This is a genomic window from Kitasatospora sp. NPDC052868 (genome assembly GCF_044547105.1).
GTDB lineage: Bacteria > Actinomycetota > Actinomycetes > Streptomycetales > Streptomycetaceae > Kitasatospora.
Genome location: NZ_JBITZW010000033.1, coordinates 447 through 19,061, shown reverse-complemented (window position 1 = coordinate 19,061; position 18,615 = coordinate 447). Strand labels below are relative to the sequence as shown.

At 73.2% G+C, this 18,615-nt stretch carries 20 protein-coding genes; 9 read left to right on the top strand and 11 right to left on the bottom strand.

Going from position 1 to position 18,615, the window contains the following annotated elements; genetic code table 11:
- Positions 1 to 13 precede the first annotated feature (13 nt).
- On the top strand, positions 14 to 265 hold the full coding sequence (locus ACIGZJ_RS33715; protein WP_392942096.1) for a hypothetical protein: 252 nt from the start codon (positions 14 to 16) through the stop codon (positions 263 to 265).
- Between the two features lie 130 nt (positions 266 to 395).
- Here the strand turns inward: ACIGZJ_RS33715 and ACIGZJ_RS33710 are convergent, their stop codons facing one another.
- Together ACIGZJ_RS33710 and ACIGZJ_RS33705 are read right to left on the bottom strand one after the other, a co-directional pair.
- Positions 396 to 710, bottom strand: a complete 315-nt coding sequence (locus ACIGZJ_RS33710; protein WP_396460855.1) for a hypothetical protein — start codon at positions 708 to 710, stop codon at positions 396 to 398.
- A complete protein-coding gene (locus ACIGZJ_RS33705; protein WP_396460854.1) occupies positions 707 to 1,006 on the bottom strand; it encodes an SAV_915 family protein in 300 nt (99 codons plus the stop codon). The genes ACIGZJ_RS33710 and ACIGZJ_RS33705 overlap by 4 nt, the downstream gene beginning before the upstream one ends.
- 236 nt (positions 1,007 to 1,242) lie before the next feature.
- Here ACIGZJ_RS33705 and ACIGZJ_RS33700 point away from each other — a divergent pair, with 236 nt between their 5' ends.
- The 3 genes from ACIGZJ_RS33700 to ACIGZJ_RS33690 all read left to right on the top strand — a co-directional run bounded on the left by ACIGZJ_RS33700 (position 1,243) and on the right by ACIGZJ_RS33690 (position 4,433).
- Positions 1,243 to 1,677 (top strand): helix-turn-helix domain-containing protein, encoded by a 435-nt coding sequence (locus ACIGZJ_RS33700; RefSeq protein WP_392942104.1) that lies wholly within the window; start codon positions 1,243 to 1,245, stop codon positions 1,675 to 1,677.
- Complete coding sequence (locus ACIGZJ_RS33695; protein ID WP_396460853.1) at positions 1,670 to 2,038, top strand: DUF4180 domain-containing protein; 369 nt, start codon at positions 1,670 to 1,672, stop codon at positions 2,036 to 2,038. The genes ACIGZJ_RS33700 and ACIGZJ_RS33695 overlap by 8 nt, the downstream gene beginning before the upstream one ends.
- A 175-nt stretch (positions 2,039 to 2,213) precedes the next feature.
- On the top strand, positions 2,214 to 4,433 hold the full coding sequence (locus ACIGZJ_RS33690; RefSeq protein WP_396460852.1) for an NADP-dependent isocitrate dehydrogenase: 2,220 nt from the start codon (positions 2,214 to 2,216) through the stop codon (positions 4,431 to 4,433).
- A 140-nt stretch (positions 4,434 to 4,573) separates the two neighbouring features.
- Here ACIGZJ_RS33690 and ACIGZJ_RS33685 read toward each other — a convergent pair whose 3' ends face one another.
- Positions 4,574 to 5,572 (bottom strand): YdcF family protein, encoded by a 999-nt coding sequence (locus tag ACIGZJ_RS33685; RefSeq protein WP_396460851.1) that lies wholly within the window; start codon positions 5,570 to 5,572, stop codon positions 4,574 to 4,576.
- Between the two features lie 120 nt (positions 5,573 to 5,692).
- Positions 5,693 to 7,213 (bottom strand): MFS transporter, encoded by a 1,521-nt coding sequence (locus ACIGZJ_RS33680; RefSeq protein ID WP_396460850.1) that lies wholly within the window; start codon positions 7,211 to 7,213, stop codon positions 5,693 to 5,695.
- 141 nt (positions 7,214 to 7,354) lie between these two features.
- Between ACIGZJ_RS33680 and ACIGZJ_RS33675 the strand changes: the two genes are divergently transcribed.
- Positions 7,355 to 8,056 carry a TetR/AcrR family transcriptional regulator gene (locus ACIGZJ_RS33675; protein WP_396460849.1) on the top strand — a complete coding sequence of 234 codons (702 nt, stop codon included), beginning with the start codon at positions 7,355 to 7,357 and terminating at the stop codon, positions 8,054 to 8,056.
- Between the two features lie 69 nt (positions 8,057 to 8,125).
- Here the strand turns inward: ACIGZJ_RS33675 and ACIGZJ_RS33670 are convergent, their stop codons facing one another.
- Together ACIGZJ_RS33670 and ACIGZJ_RS33665 are read right to left on the bottom strand one after the other, a co-directional pair.
- Positions 8,126 to 9,100, bottom strand: coding sequence for a cytochrome c oxidase assembly protein (locus tag ACIGZJ_RS33670; protein ID WP_396460897.1), 975 nt, complete (start codon positions 9,098 to 9,100; stop codon positions 8,126 to 8,128).
- Positions 9,101 to 9,205: 105 nt separating this feature from the next.
- On the bottom strand, positions 9,206 to 10,213 hold the full coding sequence (locus tag ACIGZJ_RS33665) for a ScbA/BarX family gamma-butyrolactone biosynthesis protein (protein WP_396460848.1): 1,008 nt from the start codon (positions 10,211 to 10,213) through the stop codon (positions 9,206 to 9,208).
- 129 nt (positions 10,214 to 10,342) lie between these two features.
- Between ACIGZJ_RS33665 and ACIGZJ_RS33660 the strand changes: the two genes are divergently transcribed.
- Both ACIGZJ_RS33660 and ACIGZJ_RS33655 read left to right on the top strand, forming a co-directional pair.
- Complete coding sequence (locus ACIGZJ_RS33660; RefSeq protein WP_396460847.1) at positions 10,343 to 10,975, top strand: ScbR family autoregulator-binding transcription factor; 633 nt, start codon at positions 10,343 to 10,345, stop codon at positions 10,973 to 10,975.
- Positions 10,972 to 11,904, top strand: a complete 933-nt coding sequence (locus ACIGZJ_RS33655; RefSeq protein ID WP_396460846.1) for an NAD-dependent epimerase/dehydratase family protein — start codon at positions 10,972 to 10,974, stop codon at positions 11,902 to 11,904. The genes ACIGZJ_RS33660 and ACIGZJ_RS33655 overlap by 4 nt, the downstream gene beginning before the upstream one ends.
- A 75-nt stretch (positions 11,905 to 11,979) precedes the next feature.
- Here ACIGZJ_RS33655 and ACIGZJ_RS33650 read toward each other — a convergent pair whose 3' ends face one another.
- The 4 genes from ACIGZJ_RS33650 to ACIGZJ_RS33635 form a co-directional block, all read right to left on the bottom strand.
- Entirely contained in the window at positions 11,980 to 13,230 is a 1,251-nt protein-coding gene (locus ACIGZJ_RS33650) for a GNAT family N-acetyltransferase (protein ID WP_396460845.1), read from the bottom strand.
- 121 nt (positions 13,231 to 13,351) lie between these two features.
- Complete coding sequence (locus tag ACIGZJ_RS33645; RefSeq protein ID WP_396460844.1) at positions 13,352 to 13,792, bottom strand: VOC family protein; 441 nt, start codon at positions 13,790 to 13,792, stop codon at positions 13,352 to 13,354.
- A gap of 414 nt (positions 13,793 to 14,206) precedes the next feature.
- A complete protein-coding gene (locus ACIGZJ_RS33640) occupies positions 14,207 to 14,566 on the bottom strand; it encodes a DoxX family protein (RefSeq protein ID WP_396460843.1) in 360 nt (119 codons plus the stop codon).
- 166 nt (positions 14,567 to 14,732) lie between these two features.
- Positions 14,733 to 15,227: a cupin domain-containing protein gene (locus ACIGZJ_RS33635; RefSeq protein WP_396460842.1), complete on the bottom strand. Its 495-nt coding sequence runs from the start codon at positions 15,225 to 15,227 to the stop codon at positions 14,733 to 14,735.
- 81 nt (positions 15,228 to 15,308) lie between these two features.
- Here ACIGZJ_RS33635 and ACIGZJ_RS33630 point away from each other — a divergent pair, with 81 nt between their 5' ends.
- Entirely contained in the window at positions 15,309 to 16,160 is an 852-nt protein-coding gene (locus ACIGZJ_RS33630; protein ID WP_396460841.1) for a LysR family transcriptional regulator, read from the top strand.
- A gap of 234 nt (positions 16,161 to 16,394) precedes the next feature.
- Here the strand turns inward: ACIGZJ_RS33630 and ACIGZJ_RS33625 are convergent, their stop codons facing one another.
- Positions 16,395 to 17,393, bottom strand: coding sequence for a winged helix-turn-helix domain-containing protein (locus ACIGZJ_RS33625; protein ID WP_396460840.1), 999 nt, complete (start codon positions 17,391 to 17,393; stop codon positions 16,395 to 16,397).
- Positions 17,394 to 18,132: 739 nt separating this feature from the next.
- Here ACIGZJ_RS33625 and ACIGZJ_RS33620 point away from each other — a divergent pair.
- Positions 18,133 to 18,396: a hypothetical protein gene (locus ACIGZJ_RS33620; protein WP_396460839.1), complete on the top strand. Its 264-nt coding sequence runs from the start codon at positions 18,133 to 18,135 to the stop codon at positions 18,394 to 18,396.
- Positions 18,397 to 18,615: the final 219 nt, after the last annotated feature.

Here is an 18,615-nt window from a genome sequence, read left to right as displayed (position 1 = left end):
GTACGTTGAGCCGATGGACGATGAGAAGATCACGATCACCCTGACCCCCGACGAGGCCCTGGTGCTCTCCGACTGGTTCCACCGCCTGCAGATGACCGAGCTGGGCCGGGTCGTCGACGACCCGGCCGTCTGGGTGCCGGTCCAGCGGATCGCCGGGACGCTCGACGGGACGCTCACCGCCGTGTTCGCGCCCGACTACGTCGACCGGCTGGCGGCCGCCCGTGCCCGGCTCCGCGCGGAACTCGGCGACCCCCGCGAGATCTGACCGGCCGGGGCGGCCGTCGTGCGTCCGGTGGTCCTGCCGCCGCCCTGACCCGCGGGCCGGCCAGGGCGCGCCCGTGGCCCCTCCCCCTCGGCAGGGAAGCCGGAAGCGGGAGGGGCGCGGGCGGTGCGGGTCAGGGGACGGGGTGGAGGGCGGGCCGGCCGCGGGTCAGGGCGCGCAGGACCAGGTCCACCTGGAGGTGGGCCGCGCCGGCCCGCAGCAGGGCGGTGGAGATGGCGCGTAACTCGTCGGGGCCGGTGCAGGCGAGGCGGAGTTCGAGGTCGACGTCCCCGGCCAGGGCGAGGCCGCTCTGGACGGCGGGGAACTCGGCGGCGAGCCGGTCGAAGTCGAGCGGTACCGGACCGAAGCCGATCCGGACCACCGCGTGCAGGGGCCGCTCCTCGGCGGGTGCGGCCGGCGGGCCGGGGAGCAGCCGCAGGCGGGTCACCGGCGCTGGAGCTGGGCGTGGGCGGCGGCGGCCGGGTGGTCGGCCGGGCCGGTGACGGGTGGTGCGACCAGTTTCGGGTCCAGGACCAGGGCGTCGACGCCCAGCGGTTCGGTGAGCGCGCGCAGGGCGGGCTCGCCGAGTTCGGTGTGGGCCTGGCCGGGCCCGAGGAGGGCGGCCAGCGCCCCGGCGGAGCTGAAGCCGACCGCACAGCGGCGGCCGTCGCGCAGGCGGAAGAGGCGGAGGACGGTGGTGCGTCCGGTGACGGTGACCGGGACGTGCCAGGCGACGCGGGCCATGCGGGTGCTCCCGAGTGATGGAGGGGCCTGCCGGAACTACTCCCTTGACGCTAGGCCCGGCCCGCCCCGCCGGAGACCGCCCTGACGCGGCGTTGACCGAATGACGCGGTGCGTTGACGGACTCCTGACGGTCGGCCGAGCCGTCCGGTCGGTCGGTTGTGACTATCCTTCCCTATCCTGCACCGTTAGCTGGTAGGTTGCGTAATAATAGGGAATCCCCGAAAGGAGTGACGCCGGTGCCGCAGTACTACTCGGTGGAACAGGTGGCGGAACTGCTGGGTCTGCACGTGCGCACCGTGCGCGGCTACGTCCGGGACGGCCGGCTGAAGGCGACCAGGATCGGCAAGCAGTACCGGATCGCCCGCCAGGACCTGGAGGAGTTCACCGGAGCCCCCGCCGCACCGCCCGAGCCGGCCCCCGAACCGCGCCGGGCCGACGCGTCCACGATCGTCCAGATCGACGCCATCGGGACGCGGGAGGCCGCCCGGCTGGCCAACACCCTGATGGCGGCGATCGCCGGCCCCAGGGACGGCGGCGGCCTGCTGCGGGTCGAGACCGTCCACCACGAGGAGCGGTCCACGCTCAAGGTGATCATCCTGGGGGACCTCGCCGACACGGCCGAGCTGCTCGTCATCATCAACGCACTGATCAGGGAGAACAGTCATGTCTGAGTACGACGCCACCGTCCTGCGGCTCACCTCCGACGGCCCGGCGATCCGCAGCGAGCGCGACGCGACCGACGTGATCGGGGACGCGTTCGGACAGGGCGCCACCTGGGTCCTCGTCCCGGCGGCCAGGCTCGACGGCGACTTCTTCCGGCTGAGCACCCGGGTCGCCGGCGGGATCGTCCAGAAGTTCGTCACCTACCGGATCGGCCTCGCCGTCCTCGGCGACATCTCCGCGCACATCGCCGCCAGCGACGCCCTGCGCGACTTCGTGGTGGAGAGCAACCGCGGTACCCAGCTCTGGTTCCTCGCCGACGAGGAGGCGTTCGGCACCCGCCTCGCCGAGCGGCGGCAGATCGCGCCGTAGGCCGTGACCCGGCGGTCTCCACTTGCCCCGCACCCACCCGGGGACCACCGTGGACGTGACCGCCGGGGCCCGCCCGAGGCGCCCGGCGCACACCCGGGGCGGGGGGAGGTGGAGTAAAGGCGCGGTCACGAGATATCTTGACATCAAGACGTTGGAGACGTGAAGCGGAGTACCGATGACTGACTCGACCATCATCTATACGCACACCGACGAGGCGCCTGCCCTGGCAACGTACTCGTTCCTGCCCGTGGTGCAGGCCTACGCCTCGACGGCCGGTGTGCGCGTGGAGACGCGCGACATCTCCCTCGCCGGGCGGATCATCGCGAGCTTCCCGGAGCGTCTCGAGGAGGGCCAGCGGATCGAGGACGCCCTCGCCGAGCTGGGCGAGCTCGCCAAGACCCCGGGCGCCAACATCATCAAGCTGCCGAACATCTCGGCGTCCATCCCGCAGCTCAAGGCGGCCATCGCCGAGCTGCAGGCGCAGGGCTACGCGCTGCCGGACTACCCGGACGACCCGCAGAGCGACGAGGACAAGGACGTCCGCGCCCGCTACGACAAGGTCAAGGGCAGCGCCGTCAACCCGGTGCTGCGCGAGGGCAACTCCGACCGCCGCGCCCCCGCCTCGGTCAAGAACTACGCCAAGACCCACCCGCACCGCATGGGCGCCTGGTCGGCCGACTCCAAGACCAACGTCGCCACCATGGGCGTGAACGACTTCCGTTCCACCGAGAAGTCCACGGTGATCACCGAGCCCGGTTCGCTGCGCATCGAGCTGGTGGCCGCCGACGGCTCCACCACCGTGCTCCGCGAGTCGGTACCGGTCCTCGCCGGTGAGGTCGTCGACGCCTCCGTGCTGCGCGTAGCCGCCCTGCGCGAGTTCCTCACCGCCCAGGTGGCCCGCGCCAAGGCCGAGGACGTGCTGTTCTCGGTGCACCTCAAGGCCACCATGATGAAGGTCTCCGACCCGATCATCTTCGGCCACGTGGTCCGCGCCTTCTTCCCGAAGACCTTCGCCCAGTACGGTGAGGCGCTCGCCGCCGCCGGCCTGCGCCCGAACGACGGCCTCGGTGGCATCCTGGGCGGCCTGGACGCGCTGGCGAACGGCGCCGAGATCAAGGCCTCCTTCGACGCCGAGCTGGCCGAGGGCCCGGCCCTGGCCATGGTCGACTCCGACAAGGGCATCACCAACCTGCACGTGCCGAGCGACGTCATCGTCGACGCCTCGATGCCGGCCATGATCCGCACCTCCGGCCACATGTGGGGCCCGGACGGCAAGGAGGCCGACACCCTGGCCGTGCTGCCGGACAGCAGCTACTCCGGCGTGTACCAGGCCGTCCTCGACGACTGCCGCGCCCACGGCGCCCTCGACCCGGCCACCATCGGCTCGGTGCCGAACGTCGGCCTGATGGCCCAGGCGGCCGAGGAGTACGGCAGCCACGACAAGACCTTCGAGATCGGCACCGCCGGCACCGTCCGCCTGGTCGGCGCCGACGGCGAGGTCGTTCTGGAGCAGGCCGTCGAGGCCGGCGACATCTTCCGCGCCTGCCAGACCAAGGACCTGCCGATCCGCGACTGGGTGAAGCTGGCCGTCACCCGCGCCCGTGCCACCGGCGACCCGGCCGTGTTCTGGCTGGACGCGGAGCGCGCGCACGACGCCGTCCTGATCGAGAAGGTCAAGGCGTACCTGCCGGAGCACGACACCGAGGGCCTGCAGATCGAGATCAAGACGCCGGTCGAGGCGACCCTGTTCTCGCTGGAGCGCATCCGCCGCGGCGAGAACACCATCTCCGTCACCGGCAACGTGCTGCGCGACTACCTGACCGACCTCTTCCCGATCCTGGAGCTGGGCACCAGCGCCAAGATGCTGTCGGTCGTCCCGCTGATGAACGGCGGCGGCCTGTTCGAGACCGGCGCCGGCGGCTCCGCCCCGAAGCACGTCCAGCAGCTGGTGAAGGAGAACTACCTGCGCTGGGACAGCCTGGGCGAGTTCTTCGCGCTGGCCGCCAGCTTCGAGCACCTGGCGCAGACCGCGGACAACGCCCGGGCCCAGGTCCTGGCCGACACGCTGGACCGCGCCACCGGCACCTTCCTCAACGAGGACAAGTCGCCGAGCCGCCGCCTCGGTGGCATCGACAACCGCGGCAGCCACTTCTACCTGGCCATGTACTGGGCCCAGGAGCTGGCGCAGCAGACCGCCGACGCCGAGCTGGCGCAGGCGTTCACCGGTCTCGCCAAGACGCTGGCCGAGCAGGAGCAGGCCATCGTCGAGGAGCTGATCGCGGTCCAGGGCTCGCCGGTCGACATCGGCGGCTACTACCAGCCGGACGCCGCCAAGGCGGCGGCCGCGATGCGTCCGTCGAAGACCTTCAACGAGGCGCTGGCCAACCTCGGCTGACCGTAGCCGAAGCAGGTCGAAGCAGGGTTTGAAGCAGGGGTGAAGCAGCCGGCGCCGAGCCGGCCGCGAGCCCTACCGGGAGGCCCCCGGGTCCGCCATCCGCGACCCGGGGGCCTCCCTGCGTCCGTGCGGCCCCCGCGTCACCACCGGAAGCCCGCCACCGCCCCCGCGGCCGCGAGCAGCAGGAGGGCGGCGGCGTTCGCCCGCGGGTAGAGCAGCGCCGTCGCGACCACCTCGCGCAGCACGGCGCTGGGCCAGTAGTACCCGGCCGTCGGCGCGCCGACGACCTGCCCCGGCACACCCGCGCGGCGGGTCGTGATAGCGGACCGGAGCACATGGAAGCTGCTGGTCACCACGGTGCAGTGGTAGCCGGGGCGCTCCCGCTCCATCAGCTCCCGGCTGAAGGAGAGGTTCTCGGTGGTGCTGGTGGCCTTCTCCTCCAGCCGGATCCGCTCGCGCGGGCAGCCGTGGGCGACCAGGTGCTCCGCCATCGCCGAGGCCTCGGTGCAGCCCTCGTCCGGGCCCTTGCCGCCGGTCACCAGCAGCAGCGGTGCGTGCCCGGCCGCCTCCTCGGTCCGGTAGAGCGCCAGCGCCCGGTCCAGCCGGGCCGCCAGCAGCGGGGGTACCTCGGAGCCGTCCAGCCCGGCGCCCAGCACCACCACGAAGTCCGCGCCCGGCCGGACGGCGAGCCGCCGGTACAGCAGGGTGTACCCGAGGAAGCAGAGCAGCAGGAACGCGCCGTAGCCGCCGATCAGCACGGCGGCGCCGGCCGCCGCCCGCAGCTCCCGGACGCCGAGGTAGGTGGCCGAGAGCAGCAGCGCCAGCAGCGCGAGCAGCCCGGCGCCGGTGAGCAGCGCGAGCAGACTGGCCGGCCGGGTGCCCTCCCGCCGGACCATGGTGACCCCGTTGGCCACCAGCAGGGCGGCCGCCACCAGGCCGCTCAGCCAGACCGAGCCCGCCACCGCGGCCGTGACGGCGTCGGCGGCCGGCGCCGAGAAGTGGCCGACCGCGCTCACCGTGCCGAGCACCGCGCAGACGGCGATCAGGCCGAGCAGGACCCCGTTGCCGAAACGTCTCGGCTCCTGGATCCGGGAGAGCAGCACCACGGCGAGCAGGGCGGCCATCAGAAGGGCTTGCATCCTCGGATCCTAGGGGCCGGGTTCGCCTTCGCCGGGAGCGGCTTTTACGCCGCGAGCCGCCGCCCGCCGGGTGGGACCGGGCGGGCGGCGGCTCGGGGTGCGGATACCGGAGGCCGGGGGTCACCCCTCCTCGTGCGGGCGGGCCTGGCGGGGGAGGAGGTAGGCGACCAGGAAGGTCAGGGCGAGCAGGCCGCCGGTGAGCCTGAGGGTCCAGCCCGCACCGCGCTCGAAGCCGTCGGAGGCGGCCCATCCGAAGAAGGCCGTGCCGAGGACCGCGACCCCCAGCGAACCGCCCAGCTGCTGGACGGCGTTGAGGACGCCGGCGGCCGAGCCGGTCTCGCGGTCGTCCACCCCGGCCAGGGCGATGTCGAAGAACGGCGCCATGATCAGGCCGAGGCCGAGGCCGGTGACGACCAGCGCGGGGCTCAGCTCCCAGCTGGTGAGGCCGGCGGACCAGTGCGCCAGGCTGGCCCACATGCCGAGCGCGCCCAGCGCGGCGACCGCCATCCCGGCGTGCAGGACGCGCCGTCCGAACCGGGGGCCCAGCACCGCGCCGGAGAGCACCGCGCCGGCGACGATGCCGAGCGAGAGCGGGATCATCGTGAGGCCGCCGTGCAGCGGACTCCAGTCGAGGCCGAGCTGCAGGTAGAGGGTGAAGGTCAGCATCAGGCCGGACACCGCGGCGAAGAACAGCAGCCCGGTGGCCAGGGCCGAGGTGAAGGCCCGCTTGCGCAGCAGCGTGGGCTCGATCAGCGGGGTGCCGCCGCGCCGCACCACCCGGCGCTGGTGGGCCGAGAAGAGCCAGAGCACCGGCAGGGCGCCGACCATCGCGGCGTACGTCCAGAGCGGCCAGCCCAGCTCGCGGCCCTGGACCAGCGGATAGACCAGCAGCAGGACGGCCCAGCTCAGCAGCAGGACGCCGAGCGGGTCGATCCGGCCGGCCGAGGCCGAGCGGGTGGTGTGGTTGGCGGGCAGCAGCCGGATGGCGGCGAGCACCGCGACCGCGCCGAGCGGCAGGTTGATCAGGAAGATCATGCGCCAGCCGGTGCCGAACCAGTCGGCGTCGGTGAGGTAGCCGCCGAGGATCGGGCCGATCACCGAGGAGAGCCCGAGCACCGGGCCGAACAGTCCGAACGCGGCGCCGGTCTCCTTCGGCGGGAACATCGCCTTGATCAGGCCGAGCCCCTGGGGGAGCAGCAGCGCGCCGCACAGGCCCTGTGCGGTCCGGGCCGCGATCAGGGTGGCCGGGCCGGTGGAGGCGGCACAGAGCACCGAGGCGAGGGTGAAGCCGGCCGCGCCGAGGACGAACAGGCGCTTGCGGCCGAAGAGGTCGCCGAGCCGCCCGCCGGTGATCAGCAGGACGGCGAAGGCGAGCGTGTACGCGGCGGAGATCCACTGGATCTGCGACCCGTTGCCGCCGAACTCGCGCTGGATGGCGGGGGAGGCGACGCCGACGATCGTGGTGTCGAGCAGCTCCATCACCTCGGCGAGCAGGATCACGGCGAGGCCGGCCCAGCGCAGCCGGTAGCCGGCCGACTCCGGTCCGCCCTCCGTGGCGGGGGACGGAGTGACGTGGGTGCGGGTGGCGGCGGGATCTACGGGGTCATGGGTGGCGGGCGGAGGGGCGGTCTGGCGGGTCATGGGCGGGCTCCGTAATCGAGGGCTTGAACGAACGGCGTTCGCCTCAACGAACACTGTTTTTCGCGACGAACAGTGTTCTCCCATGGAACGGCGTTCGTGTCAAGTAGTCTGGGACCCGTCGCCGACCACGAAGGAGCCCCGATGACCAGCGCCGCCCCGCGCCCGAGCTGGCCAGCGCACTGGCAGGAGAAGGGGAAGCCGGCGGCCAGGCGCCAGCCGCTGAGCCGGGAGCGGATCGTCGAGGCCGCACTGCGGATCGTCGACGCCGAGGGCATGGACGCGCTGAGCATGCGGCGGGTCGGCCAGGAGCTCGGCACCGGCGCCGCGAGCCTCTACGCCCACATCGGGAGCAAGGAGGAGCTGGTCGAGCAGGTCCTCGACCTGGCCTACTCCGAGATCGAGCTGGAACAGCCCGACGCGGCGGACTGGCAGGAGCAGATCAAGCGACTGATGCGCCGCTCACGGGACGTCCTGCTCGGGCACCGGGACCTCGCCCGGGCCGCGGTGGTGGCCAATGTGCCCGTCACCCCGCACGCCATGGACGTCGCCGAGACCATGCTCGGCATCCTGCGCGCGGGCGGCCTCGACGACCAGACCGCCGCGTACGGCGTGGACCTGCTCGGGCTCTACACCACGGCGACCACGTTCGAGGTGTCCATGCGCGGCGGCGGGAACCCGCAGGAGTACACCGACCAGGTGCGGGACTACTTCGGGACGATCCCGGTCGACCGCTATCCGATGATCACCTCGATGGCCGCCGCGCTCACCCGCAACGTCGGGGACGAGCGCTTCGAGTTCGGCCTGGACATCCTGGTGAGCGGCCTGGCCCGGCAGCGGACCTAGGGCGCCGGGAACGACGAGACCCCCGCCGGGGCGGGGGTCTCGTGGTGTTGGCGGGCGGCGGGCGGCGGGTCAGCCGGCGTCGGCCGCCGGGGCCGGTCGCTGGTTGCGCTTGTCCAGCGAGGCCAGGTAGGCGTTGTACGCCGCCAGCTCGGCGTCGCCGTTGCGGTCCTCGGCGCGGTCCCGGCGCCGCGACACCCGCTGCTCGGAGCGCATCCACTGGTACACCAGCGCGATCAGCACGATCGCGGTCGGGATCTCGCCGAACGCCCAGGTGATGCCGCCGGCCAGCTTCTGGTCCGCCAGCAGGTCGGTGCCGGGCGGTGCGCCCGCCTCGGTGAAGGTGGTCACCAGCTCGTGGGTGGCCATCATGACCGCCACGCCGAAGAAGGCGTGGAACGGCATGCCCATGAACAGCTCGATGATCCGCATCACGTGGCTCGGCCGGTGCGGGCCCGGGTCCACGCCCATGATCGGCCAGAAGAACGCCAGCCCGGCGGCCAGGAAGTGCACCATCATGGCGATGTGCCCCAGCCGGTACTGCATCAGGAAGTCGAACAGCGGGGTGAAGTAGACCCCGTAGAGGCTGGCGATGAACAGCGGGATGGTGAACGCCGGGTGCGAGACCACCTTGACGTACCTGCTGTGCAGCAGCGCCACCAGCAGCTCGCGCGGCCCGCGCGGGCGGCCCTTGCCGGCCGGGCGCAGCGCGCGCAGCGCCAGCGTGATCGGCGCGCCGAGCAGCAGCAGGATGGGCGACAGCATGGACAGCACCATGTGCTGCATCATGTGCGCGCTGAACAGGACCATGCCGTAGTCGTTCAGCCCGGTGCAGGTGACCAGGATCACCGAGCCGATGCCCGCCGCCCAGCCGACCGTCCGGCCGATCGGCCAGCGGTCGCCGCGCCGGTGGAGCCGGACCACGCCGGCGCCGTACAGCGCCAACGCGGCCAGGCTGCCGATCAGGAACACCCAGTCGGGCGACCACGTCCAGACGTTGGAGAAGGAGAACGGGCCCAGCTGTGTCATCCCGCCGTGGTGGTGCATTCCTGACATTCCGTCGCCCATCGGCGGGTCCTGCTTTCCGTCCTCGCGGCCCCGGGGTGGGTCCGGTTCGCCCGTTTTGCTGTGCGTCCACAGCCTAGGCGGGCCTTACCCGGGCTCGTCCGCCGCCCCCGCCGTACCCGCGGTCGCGGCCAGCACCGGCCGGTCGGCGGTGCCGACCGCGGCGGTGAAGCAGAGCTGTCCGTGCTGCTCGGCGGTCACCCGGACCAGGCCGTCCGGGAGCACCCGGGCCTCGATCCGGCAGGGCGCGTCGAGCTCCACGTACCGGTGGAACCCGGCCTCCATGGTGACGGGGAGCACCGGCCGGGGGTGCAGCACGGCCTGGGCGGCCTGCCGGGCGGCCTCCAGCAGCAGCATGCCGGGGGCGTGGTCGACCGGGTGGTCGAAGTACTTCCGGTGGGTGGTGTCGACCCGCAGCCACCAGCCGTCGGGCCGGGCGCCGTGGAATTCCCCCGGGAATTCGGATATCGATATACCGGCGGCCGCGGATTCCGCGAGGACGACGTCGGCCGGGTCGGGCCGGCCCGAATAACGGGCCGATATGGGGGCGGCGGCGGGCGGGGCGGCGGCCATGGCGCCCGCGCTGTCCGCATTCGCACCACGCAGCCGGGAGTAGACCGCGGGAGCCTGGACGGTGAAACGGGAGTGCGCTCTGGCCACGGGCATTCCGTCGCGCAGTACGTCCACGTCCATGGTGAGGGCGGCGAGCTGCGATCTGCGGTGGACGATGTCGGAGCAGACCACCCGCAGCTCCAGCATGACCGGGCCGTCGCGGCCGCTCAGCGCGCGCGGTGCCAGCTCGTAGTGGTAGCCCTCCCAGACCAGGTGATGGCCGAAGGGCGTGCCGTACCCGACGTGGCAGAGCAAGGGGAAGAGTTGACGCACTGTCTCGGTGACGAGGAGCGGCTCGTACTCGCCGTCGGCGGCTCGGTAGAATGGCTGGTCGGCGGGCCACCGGGCGGCCACCGTGAAGGAGTCGGGTCCGGTGCGGCGCCAGTTCGTGAGAAAGACCTCTTCTGGATCCAGCTTGTGGACAAGTTCCTGCGTGATGGTGTAATCGCCGGTCGGGTCGGTGATTGTCCCGATTTTGGACATAAGGGTACGCTTTCCTTGAATCGGTGTCGGTGTGGCGGCAGACCTGATAGGGCAGACGGTGCAGCATCATATGCGCACCGTTTCGTCACGGAGCACGTCTGATTTCTTTATCGGTGGACATGGGGTGAGGTGACTGTGCAGGTCAGGCAGGAACGGGCGGTTCGTACCAGGGAGCTCATCCTGGAGGCGGCGGCCGCGGTCTTCGACGAAGCGGGCTATGCCGGGGCTTCCATCATGAAGATCGTGGAACGCGCCTCGACGACCCAGGGGGCGATGTACTTCCACTTCAAGTCCAAGCAGGACCTCGCCCGCGCGGTGATCATGCACCAGGCCGACGGCCTCCGGGACCTCCCGGAGGAGCCCAAGGGCCTCCAGCAGCTGATCGACCTCACCTACTACCTGGCCCACGAGCTGCAGCACAACGTGCTGCTCCGGGGCGGGGTACGACTGGCGGTCGAGCAGGACGAGTCCGGGCTGGCCGAGTACTCGATCTACGAGGAGTGGATCGAGCGCTTCCGCGGCGAGCTCGCCGCCGCGCGCGACCAGGGCCATCTGCTGCCCGAGGCGGACGAGCGCGGCTTCGCCACCGTCCTGGTGGCCAGCTTCACCGGCTCGCAGATCATGGCGCAGATCGCCACCGGCCGGGCCGACCTGCCGCAGCGGATCGCCGAGCTGTGGCGCTACCTGCTGCCCGGGCTGGCCTCGGCGGAGGCCCGCGCGGGCCTGTTCCTGGAGACCGACCGCCGCCCGGAGCGGGCGTGACGACCAGGGTCGCGCTGACCGGGTCGACCGGGTTCATCGGTGCGGCCGCCCTGCGGGCGCTGACCGACCAGGGGGTGCGGGTGCGCGCGCTGGTCCGCACGCCGCAGCGTGACGGCGGGCCGGTCGAGTGGCTGGTCGGGGACCTCACGGACGCCGACTCGTCGGCCCGGCTGTGCGAGGGCGCGGACGTGCTGGTCCACCTCGCCTCCAGGGTCGGCGGCAGCGAGGAGGAGTGCGAGGCGGTCAACGACCGGGGGACGGAGGCGCTGATGGGCGCGGCGGTCCGGGCCGGGGTCGGCCGGATCGTGCACCTGTCCACGGCGGCCGTCTACGGCGCGGGGCCGCACCGGGGCATCGCCGTCGACGGGGTGCCCGCGGTACCCGTCTCCGCGGCCAGCCGGACCAGGCTGGCGGGGGAGCGCCACGCCCGGGAGGCGGGGGCCGTGGTGCTCCGACCCGGCCTGGTGACCGGCGCCGGGGACCGCTGGGTGGTGCCCGCCCTGGAGGAACTGGTCCGCCGGGTCCCGGTCCTCTGGGACGGCGGCCAGGGCCGGCTGTCCATGGTGGACGTCGGGGACCTGGCCCGGCTGGTCGCCGCCCTGGCCACGGCCGCGGAGGCCGTCGCCCCGGGCGTCCACCACGCGAGCCACCCCGAGCCGGTCCGCGTCGGGGACCTGCTGACGGCCCTCGCCGGGTACGGCGTGCTGCCCGCACTGCCGGGGCCGGGCCTGCCCTGGGCCGAGTGCCTGCGCCTGCTCGACGAGCACCCCGGGCGGATCTCCGAGCGGCAGTTCGCGCTGGTGGGCCAGGACCACTGGTACCGCAGCGAGGAGATCTGGCGGCTCGCGCAGTGCCCGCCGGGCCCCGGCCCGCTGGCCCGGCTGGCCGACGCGGCCGACTGGTACCGCAGGCGGTCGGCGCAGGACTGAGCCGCTCGCCGGGGTACCCCGACCCGCCCGCGCCGCCGGATGCGGCCTCGACGCGGCGGGTCGGCGCGTGCGGGGTCAGAACCAGTGCAGGCAGTGCGGGGGCTGCTCGGAGCGGAAGAGGGCGTCGGCGAGGGCCGCCGCGCCCGGGCGGTGGGCGCGGATGTGCCCGGCGCGCACGAGCGTGCTCGGGGCGGTGCCGCCGAGGTAGACCGAGCCCAGGTCGCTCACGTCCAGGGAGAGGTCGGGCTCCCGCCCGGTCGGGACGCACTCGGCCCTGCCGTCCCGGACGGTCAGCAGGTAGCGGCCGTGCTCGCCGAGGAACGGGTCGTCGACGTCGAGGACGAGCTCGCCGTCCAGGGACCAGCCGCGCGCGGTGAGCGCGCGCGGGATGTCGAGCAGCCGCACCCAGAGCCAGTCGGTGTCGTTGCCCACCTGGCCGGCGCGGAAGTCCGCAAGCTGCCAGCGCAGCGGGTGATCGGTCGGGAGGTGCTTGAACACGACCTGCGAGACCAGGTCGTGTCCGAGCACGAACCGGGCCAGGGCCGTGGTGGCGGTGTCGTTGGTGGCGATGATCTCGTCGACCGTCAGGGTGTGGTCGGGATCGCCGATCGAGTAGCTGGCGTACCCGTCCGGGACGCCGTCGGCGTCGCGGTGGACGATGATGTGGCGCGGCGCCGGGGAGATCGGGGGCTGCCCCGCGCGCAGGGCCCACCAGCGGTGCGGCCGGGACACCGCGCCGGTCTGGGCGCGGCGGTACCGGTCGTAGACCTCCTCCAGGATCGTGCCGCGGTCGGCACGCCGCAGCAGCTCGACCGAGCCGGTGTCCGATCCGGTGTCCGCGTCGGCCGCCGGGGCGACGGCCGCTGCGCGCGCCCGGGGGAGGGCGAGGCCGGCCTGGCGGCGAGGCACCGTCAGCCGCGCCGTGTAGGTCGCCGGCCCGTAGCCGAACCTGCGGTAGATCACGGCCTCGGAGGCCAGCAGTACGGAGAGGAACTCCCCGCGGGCCCGCAGATCGGCGAGCTGGTGCCGCATCATCGCGCTGAGCACGCCCTGGCGCCGGTGCGAGGGCAGCACACCGACGGCGGTGACCCCGGAGGTCGGGGCCAGGGCCCCGCCGGGCAGGGTGAGCTCGAAGGAGTAGGCGCCGGCGGTGCCGACGGGCCGTCCGTCCGCCGTCACGGCGAGCAGGTTGCGGTCCATCTCGAGCGCCGACCACCAGCGCCCGCCGCCGCCCTCGGCCGGGCTCTCCGGGAACCACCCGAACGCGGTGAGGAGCGTCTCGACGAAGACGTCGAAGTCCTGGTCGGTCGTGGGACGGATCTCCACTGCTGCACTGCCTCCCCTGGAACAGCGGCACCACCAGTCGTGGCACCCGCCGCAGTGCAGCGTTGCCGCTGCCGCGGCGCCGGGTCAAACGAATTACCCGCGGAGTGCGTCCCGGGGGTCGTCAGCCCAGTTGCTCGGCCAGGCCGACGATGATGCCCTCCGGGCCGCGGACGTAGCAGAGCAGATAGCTGTCCTCGAACCGGGCGATCTCGCCGACGAGTTCGGCGCCGTGCGGGCGCAGCCGGGCGACGGTGTCCTCGATGTCGTCGACGGCGAACATGACGCGGTGCGTGCCCGTGATGTTGTGCGGCCGGTTGCGCGGCCCGGCGCTGATCGCCGCGGGGCTGCGGTACTTCGCCAGCTCCAGCCGGCTGTGGCCGTCCGGGGTGCGGACCATCGCGATGTCACAGTGGACACCGTCGAGCCCGGTGCACTGGTCGGCGAAGCGGCCCTGGACCTCCCCCCTGCCCTCCAGTTCCATACCGAGCTCCACGAAGAACGCGATGGCGGCGTCCATGTCCTCGACGACGATGCCGACGTTGTCCATCCGCTGAATCGCCATGCGGGCTCTCCTTCTTCCTCGTGCGGCTTCCTCGGGGGGCTTCCTCGTGCGGCCGGTGGTGGCCGCCGGTGCCCCGGGGCCGGAGCCGGTGGCACGGTCCCGACATCCGCACGGTATCGACATCCGCAGACAGTCGCCCTCCAGGACAACGAGGTCTCCAGCATCACCCGCGTGCAGACGGTCGCGGAGGCGAGTCCCCGGAAGCGTCAGTGCTCCGGCGCTCCGGGTGGTGACCTCGCGGCCGGGGGGGCGGGGTCCAGCCGAAGGGCAGGGTGTGCGGGTTCGAACACGCCGACCCGCAGATCATCCGCTCCGTCATCGAGGACGGCAGCCGGACCCGGCCCCCTCCTGCCCCTGCTGGCCCAGGTGACGGCGCCGCTCCTCCTCCTGCGAGCCGACCCCCGGCGTGTCCGATCAGAGCCCGGTGGCCAGCCAGCTGGTCAGGGCCGCGGTGGCGAGGAGCCCGGTGTTGAGTGCGATCCGGCGGTCTCCGCCGGTCAGGTGGACGGCGATCGCGCCGGTCTGCAGGAGCACGAAGCCGATCGCCGCGGCCGGTGCCGGCGAGGGGACGATGCCGGTCAGCGGCGGCAGGATCAGGCCGGTCGCGCCGAGGACTTCGACCGCCCCCAGCGCCCTGAGGGCAGGCAGGGATATGCGGTCGACCCAGGCCATCATCGGTCGGAGCTGATCGCGGCTGCGGGTCACCTTCAGCGTGCCCGCGTAGGAGTAGAAGAGCGCGAGTGGTCCCGCGGCGATCCAGTAGGCGATGTTCATGGTTCCCGTTCATGGGTCACCGGTCCACGGGGACCGGTCGATTGCGTCGTTGGTCAGAAGAGCCTTGGTGACGGCCCGGTCCGTCGTCCGAGGGGCGGGGCCGCCGAACGGCGGCAGCGCCACCGCCCTGCCGGTCGTCGGGCCAGGCCGTGCCGGACCACCGGCGTCACGCGGGGCCGGCGGCGGGCTCGGTCGCGTAGCGGCCCATCGCGTCGATGTTGGCCTGTGGCGTCAGCGGCCGGCCGGCGGCGAGCACCTCCTGGAGGTCCCGGAAGTACTGCACGTACAGGTCGGGGGTGAAGGTGCTGAGCATGACGGCGGGTTGGTCGGTCAGGTTGGCGAAGGTGTGCGGGGTGCCGGGCGGTACCATCACGAGCGTGCCGGCGACGGCCTCGTGCTCCTCGTCCCCGACGGTGAACCGCACGGTGCCGGAGAGGATGTAGAAGCCCTCGTCGTGTCGGCCGTGGCGGTGCTGCGGCGGTCCCTGGGTGTGCGGGGCGAGGACGGACTCGGCGATCGCGAGGCGGTGCCCGGTGTGGCTGCCGTCCTCCAGGACGCGCATCCGCGTGGTGCCCAGCACGATCGTCTCGCCGTCGCCGGGGCCCACCACCGATACGGCGGGGCCGGCCTGCGGCACGCTGGTCTTCGCTGCTTCGGTCATGCCCACCAGTGCACAACCGGGGGGCCGCCGGTGTCCAAGACCCGTCCAGCGGCGCCGATACCCCCCGGGTATGGTGACAGCGTGGAGCTACGAACCCTGCGCTACTTCGTGGCGGTCGCCGAGGAGCTTCACTTCGGCCGGGCCGCCACCCGACTGCACATGAGCCAGCCGCCGCTGAGCCGGGCGATCAAGCAGTTGGAGACCGAGGTCGGGGCCCTGTTGTTCGCCCGCTCGCCCAGGGGGGTCACGCTCACGGCGGTGGGATCGGTGCTGCTCGACGAGGCGCGGGCGCTACTCGACCATGCCGACCGGGTCCGGGTACGCGTGAGCGCGGCGGCCGGCGACGGGACCATCACCGTCGGCGTCCTGGGCGACGGCACCGATCCGGGAGCGGCCAGGCTGGCCGCCGCCTTCCGCCGAAGCCACCCCGGCATCGACATCCGCATCCGCGACACCGATCTGACCGACCCCACCTGCGGGCTTCGCGCCGGGCTGGTCGACGTCGCGCTGACCCGGGCGCCCTTCGACGAGACCGCCCTGACGGTGCGTGCGCTGCGCACCGACCCGGTCGGCGTGGTCCTGCGCTCCGACGATCCGCTGGCCCGCCGCGACGGGTTGCGCCTCGCCGAGCTGAGCGACCGCCGCTGGTTCCGGTTCCCACAGGGCACCGACCCGATCTGGCAGTCGTACTGGAACGGTGGCAGGCCGCGCGAGGGCTCGGTGGTGCGCGCCGTCCAGGAATGCCTGCAGACCGTGCTGTGGAACGGTACGGTCGGCCTGGCCCCGCTCGGACACGACCTGCCCGCGGAGCTGGCCGTGGTGCCGCTGACCGACATGCCGCCGAGCCGAGTGGTGGTGGTGTGGAACGCGGGCGACTCCAACCCGTTGATCCGATCCTTCGTCGAGATCGCGACAGCCGCCTACCGTCACTGAGCGCCGGCAGCCGGTGCTGCCGCGGCTCGTGCACGCCCGAGTCACCTCGGGGGATTCGGACCGAGCGGCACCGCCATGCCGGATGAGCGGTGCGCCGACCGTGGGAGGCGGGCGACTGCAGCCGCTGCGCCGTCGCAGGCCTGGTGCAGCGCGAGGATCCATGCCTGCCCCACCGCCGCATGGGCCGGAAACGCGAGGGAGACCGCCCCCGTCCGAGCCGCCACCGACCGGTGCTCAGGCCGGCTGCAGGGGTGGCGGATTGTCGAGGACGAGGTCGTGGCCGACGTCGGTGAGGCTGTGGCGGACCTGCTTGCCCTCGCGGCGGGTGGCGATCAGGCCGGCCGTGCGCAGGGCGGCGGCATGGGCGGAGGCGGAGGGCGGGGTGACACCGAGCCGCTGGGCCAGCTCGGTGGTGGAGCAGGCGCTGCCGGCGACGGCGCGCAGGGCGCGGGCGCGGGCGGGGCCGAGCGCGGCGGCGAGGCCGTCGGCAGCCGGTGTCCGGGCCGTGGGCTCGGCGGTCGGGGCGGCGATCGGGTGCAGCAGCAGGCTCTGGCGGTCCGGCTCGGCCAGCAGGCTGATGCTCCGCTGGACGAAGTAGTTGGGCCGCAGTTCCAGGCCCCGGCCGCCGAGTTCGAAGGAGCCCTCCAGTTCGCCGAGGGTGCACTCCAGCACCCCCTCGTCCCGCCAGACGGCCTTCGGGTGCAGCGAGTCGAGCATCTCGCCGATCCCGGCGCGGGCGGCGGTGCGGGCCCGGGCGGCGATGTCGGCCTCCAGCGCCCGGCGGATGTCGGGCCAGTCCGGGGCGAGGCAGGACCGGAACAGCGCCCAGGCGCCGTCGCTGACCTCGCGCAGGCCCCGGCTGCCGTCCTCGCGCAACCGGGCCAGGGCTGCCGGGACTTCCGGGCCGCTGCCGAACATCGCGACCCCCTCCTCCACGGCCTGCTGCGGGACGGAGAGGAGCGCGTCGAGCTCGTCGGTCAACTGCCGGCGGACGGCGTCGAGGTCCGCCACCATGAAGTCGGGGACGCCGACCGGGCTCGCGTTGACCACCTCGAGAAGCCGCACGGCCCGGTGGGGCACGTGGCGGCGGACGTCCCGCCACCAGCGCTCGCTTCGCGACCCGCTGCCCTGGTGAACGCCCAACCGGGCGGAGCCGGCCATCAGATGGTCGAGCGGGGATATGACGAACCGGGTCCTCGCGAGGTCCGTGACCCCGAACCTCAGCGCGATCACGGGCCTTCCCTCCGGTTCCCCACAGCCGTTCTGACCAGCCGTGATCTTGACTATTAGGCCCAGAGGCTAATGCATGGCCGTCCGGCCGCCCCCGTTGGCATGCTCCCTCTTGTCGCCGCGGCCCAGACCCGCTCCGGCCCCCACCACGAGGGGAGTGGGGGCCGGAGCACGCCCCTCGCCCGCGCGGTTCCCTGCCCCGACCACCCGGTGCCACCCGCCTATGCCAAGTTGGGAATCACGGGGCGGGGTCCAGGCGGTACTGATGGCCGCTCGCAGCTGAGGCCGTCCAGTCGTCGCGGCGGCATGGGCCGGAAGCAGCGGTCGGGGCTCCGGGAATGACCCTGGCCGACGTCGCGCGAGCCGCACGGCCCTTCGGCCGGGAAGCGGCCGGGTCGCAAGGGGGTCGAAGGCCGCCGCCGCCTTGCGGTGCCGGGCTGTTGACCCGGTGGAGTGGTCGTCGCGGGGCCGACGCGGGTTCTGTGTCGCTCCATCGGCCGCAGGGCGTCAGCCGTATCCCGGCAGTTCGCGCCGTCCGCCGCAAGGCCGAGGGGGCGGTCGCCCGGTCGGAGGCTTCGCCCGGTCAGGTCATTCCCGGTGGGGGCGGTTTGGCAGGCCGGGGGGTTCCCGGACGCCCACCCCCGGTGGCGGTCTGTATGCGAACGTGCGGTGATGGTGGCAGGCCTCCGCTGACGGAAGCCTGATGGACCATGAACACCGTTGCCTCGAAGGGGCTTTCCTCATGCGTATTGTGCACCGTGTCCTCGCCGCCTCCGCGATCGCGATCCCGCTCGTCATCGGCGGGGCGAGCATCGCCTCCGCCGACACCGGCGTCCCCCACGCGAACTTCGACCAGGGGGCGTTCTCGGTCGGCCCGAACGGGAGCGCTCTGCACATCACCGACGTGCAGTTCGGCCCCGACGGTGCCACCTTCCTCGACGCGATCCTGGTGATCGGCCCGACGGGCGTCGCCGGCACCTTCACCGAGACCGGCATCGGCCACTGACACACCCTGCTCCACGGCCGCCCCGCCCCGGATCTCCGGGTCGGGGCGGCTGTGCGCTGCCAGGTTCCCGCAGCGGTTCCCGATGCGAAGGCGGAGGGGGGGCCCGCGGGCGGGGGGGGGGGGGGCGGCCCCCCCCCCCGGGCCCGGGTGGGGGGTTTTCGGGGAACCGGGGGTTGGTTTGCCGGGGGGGGCCCCCGGCCCGGGGGGGGCGCGCGCCCC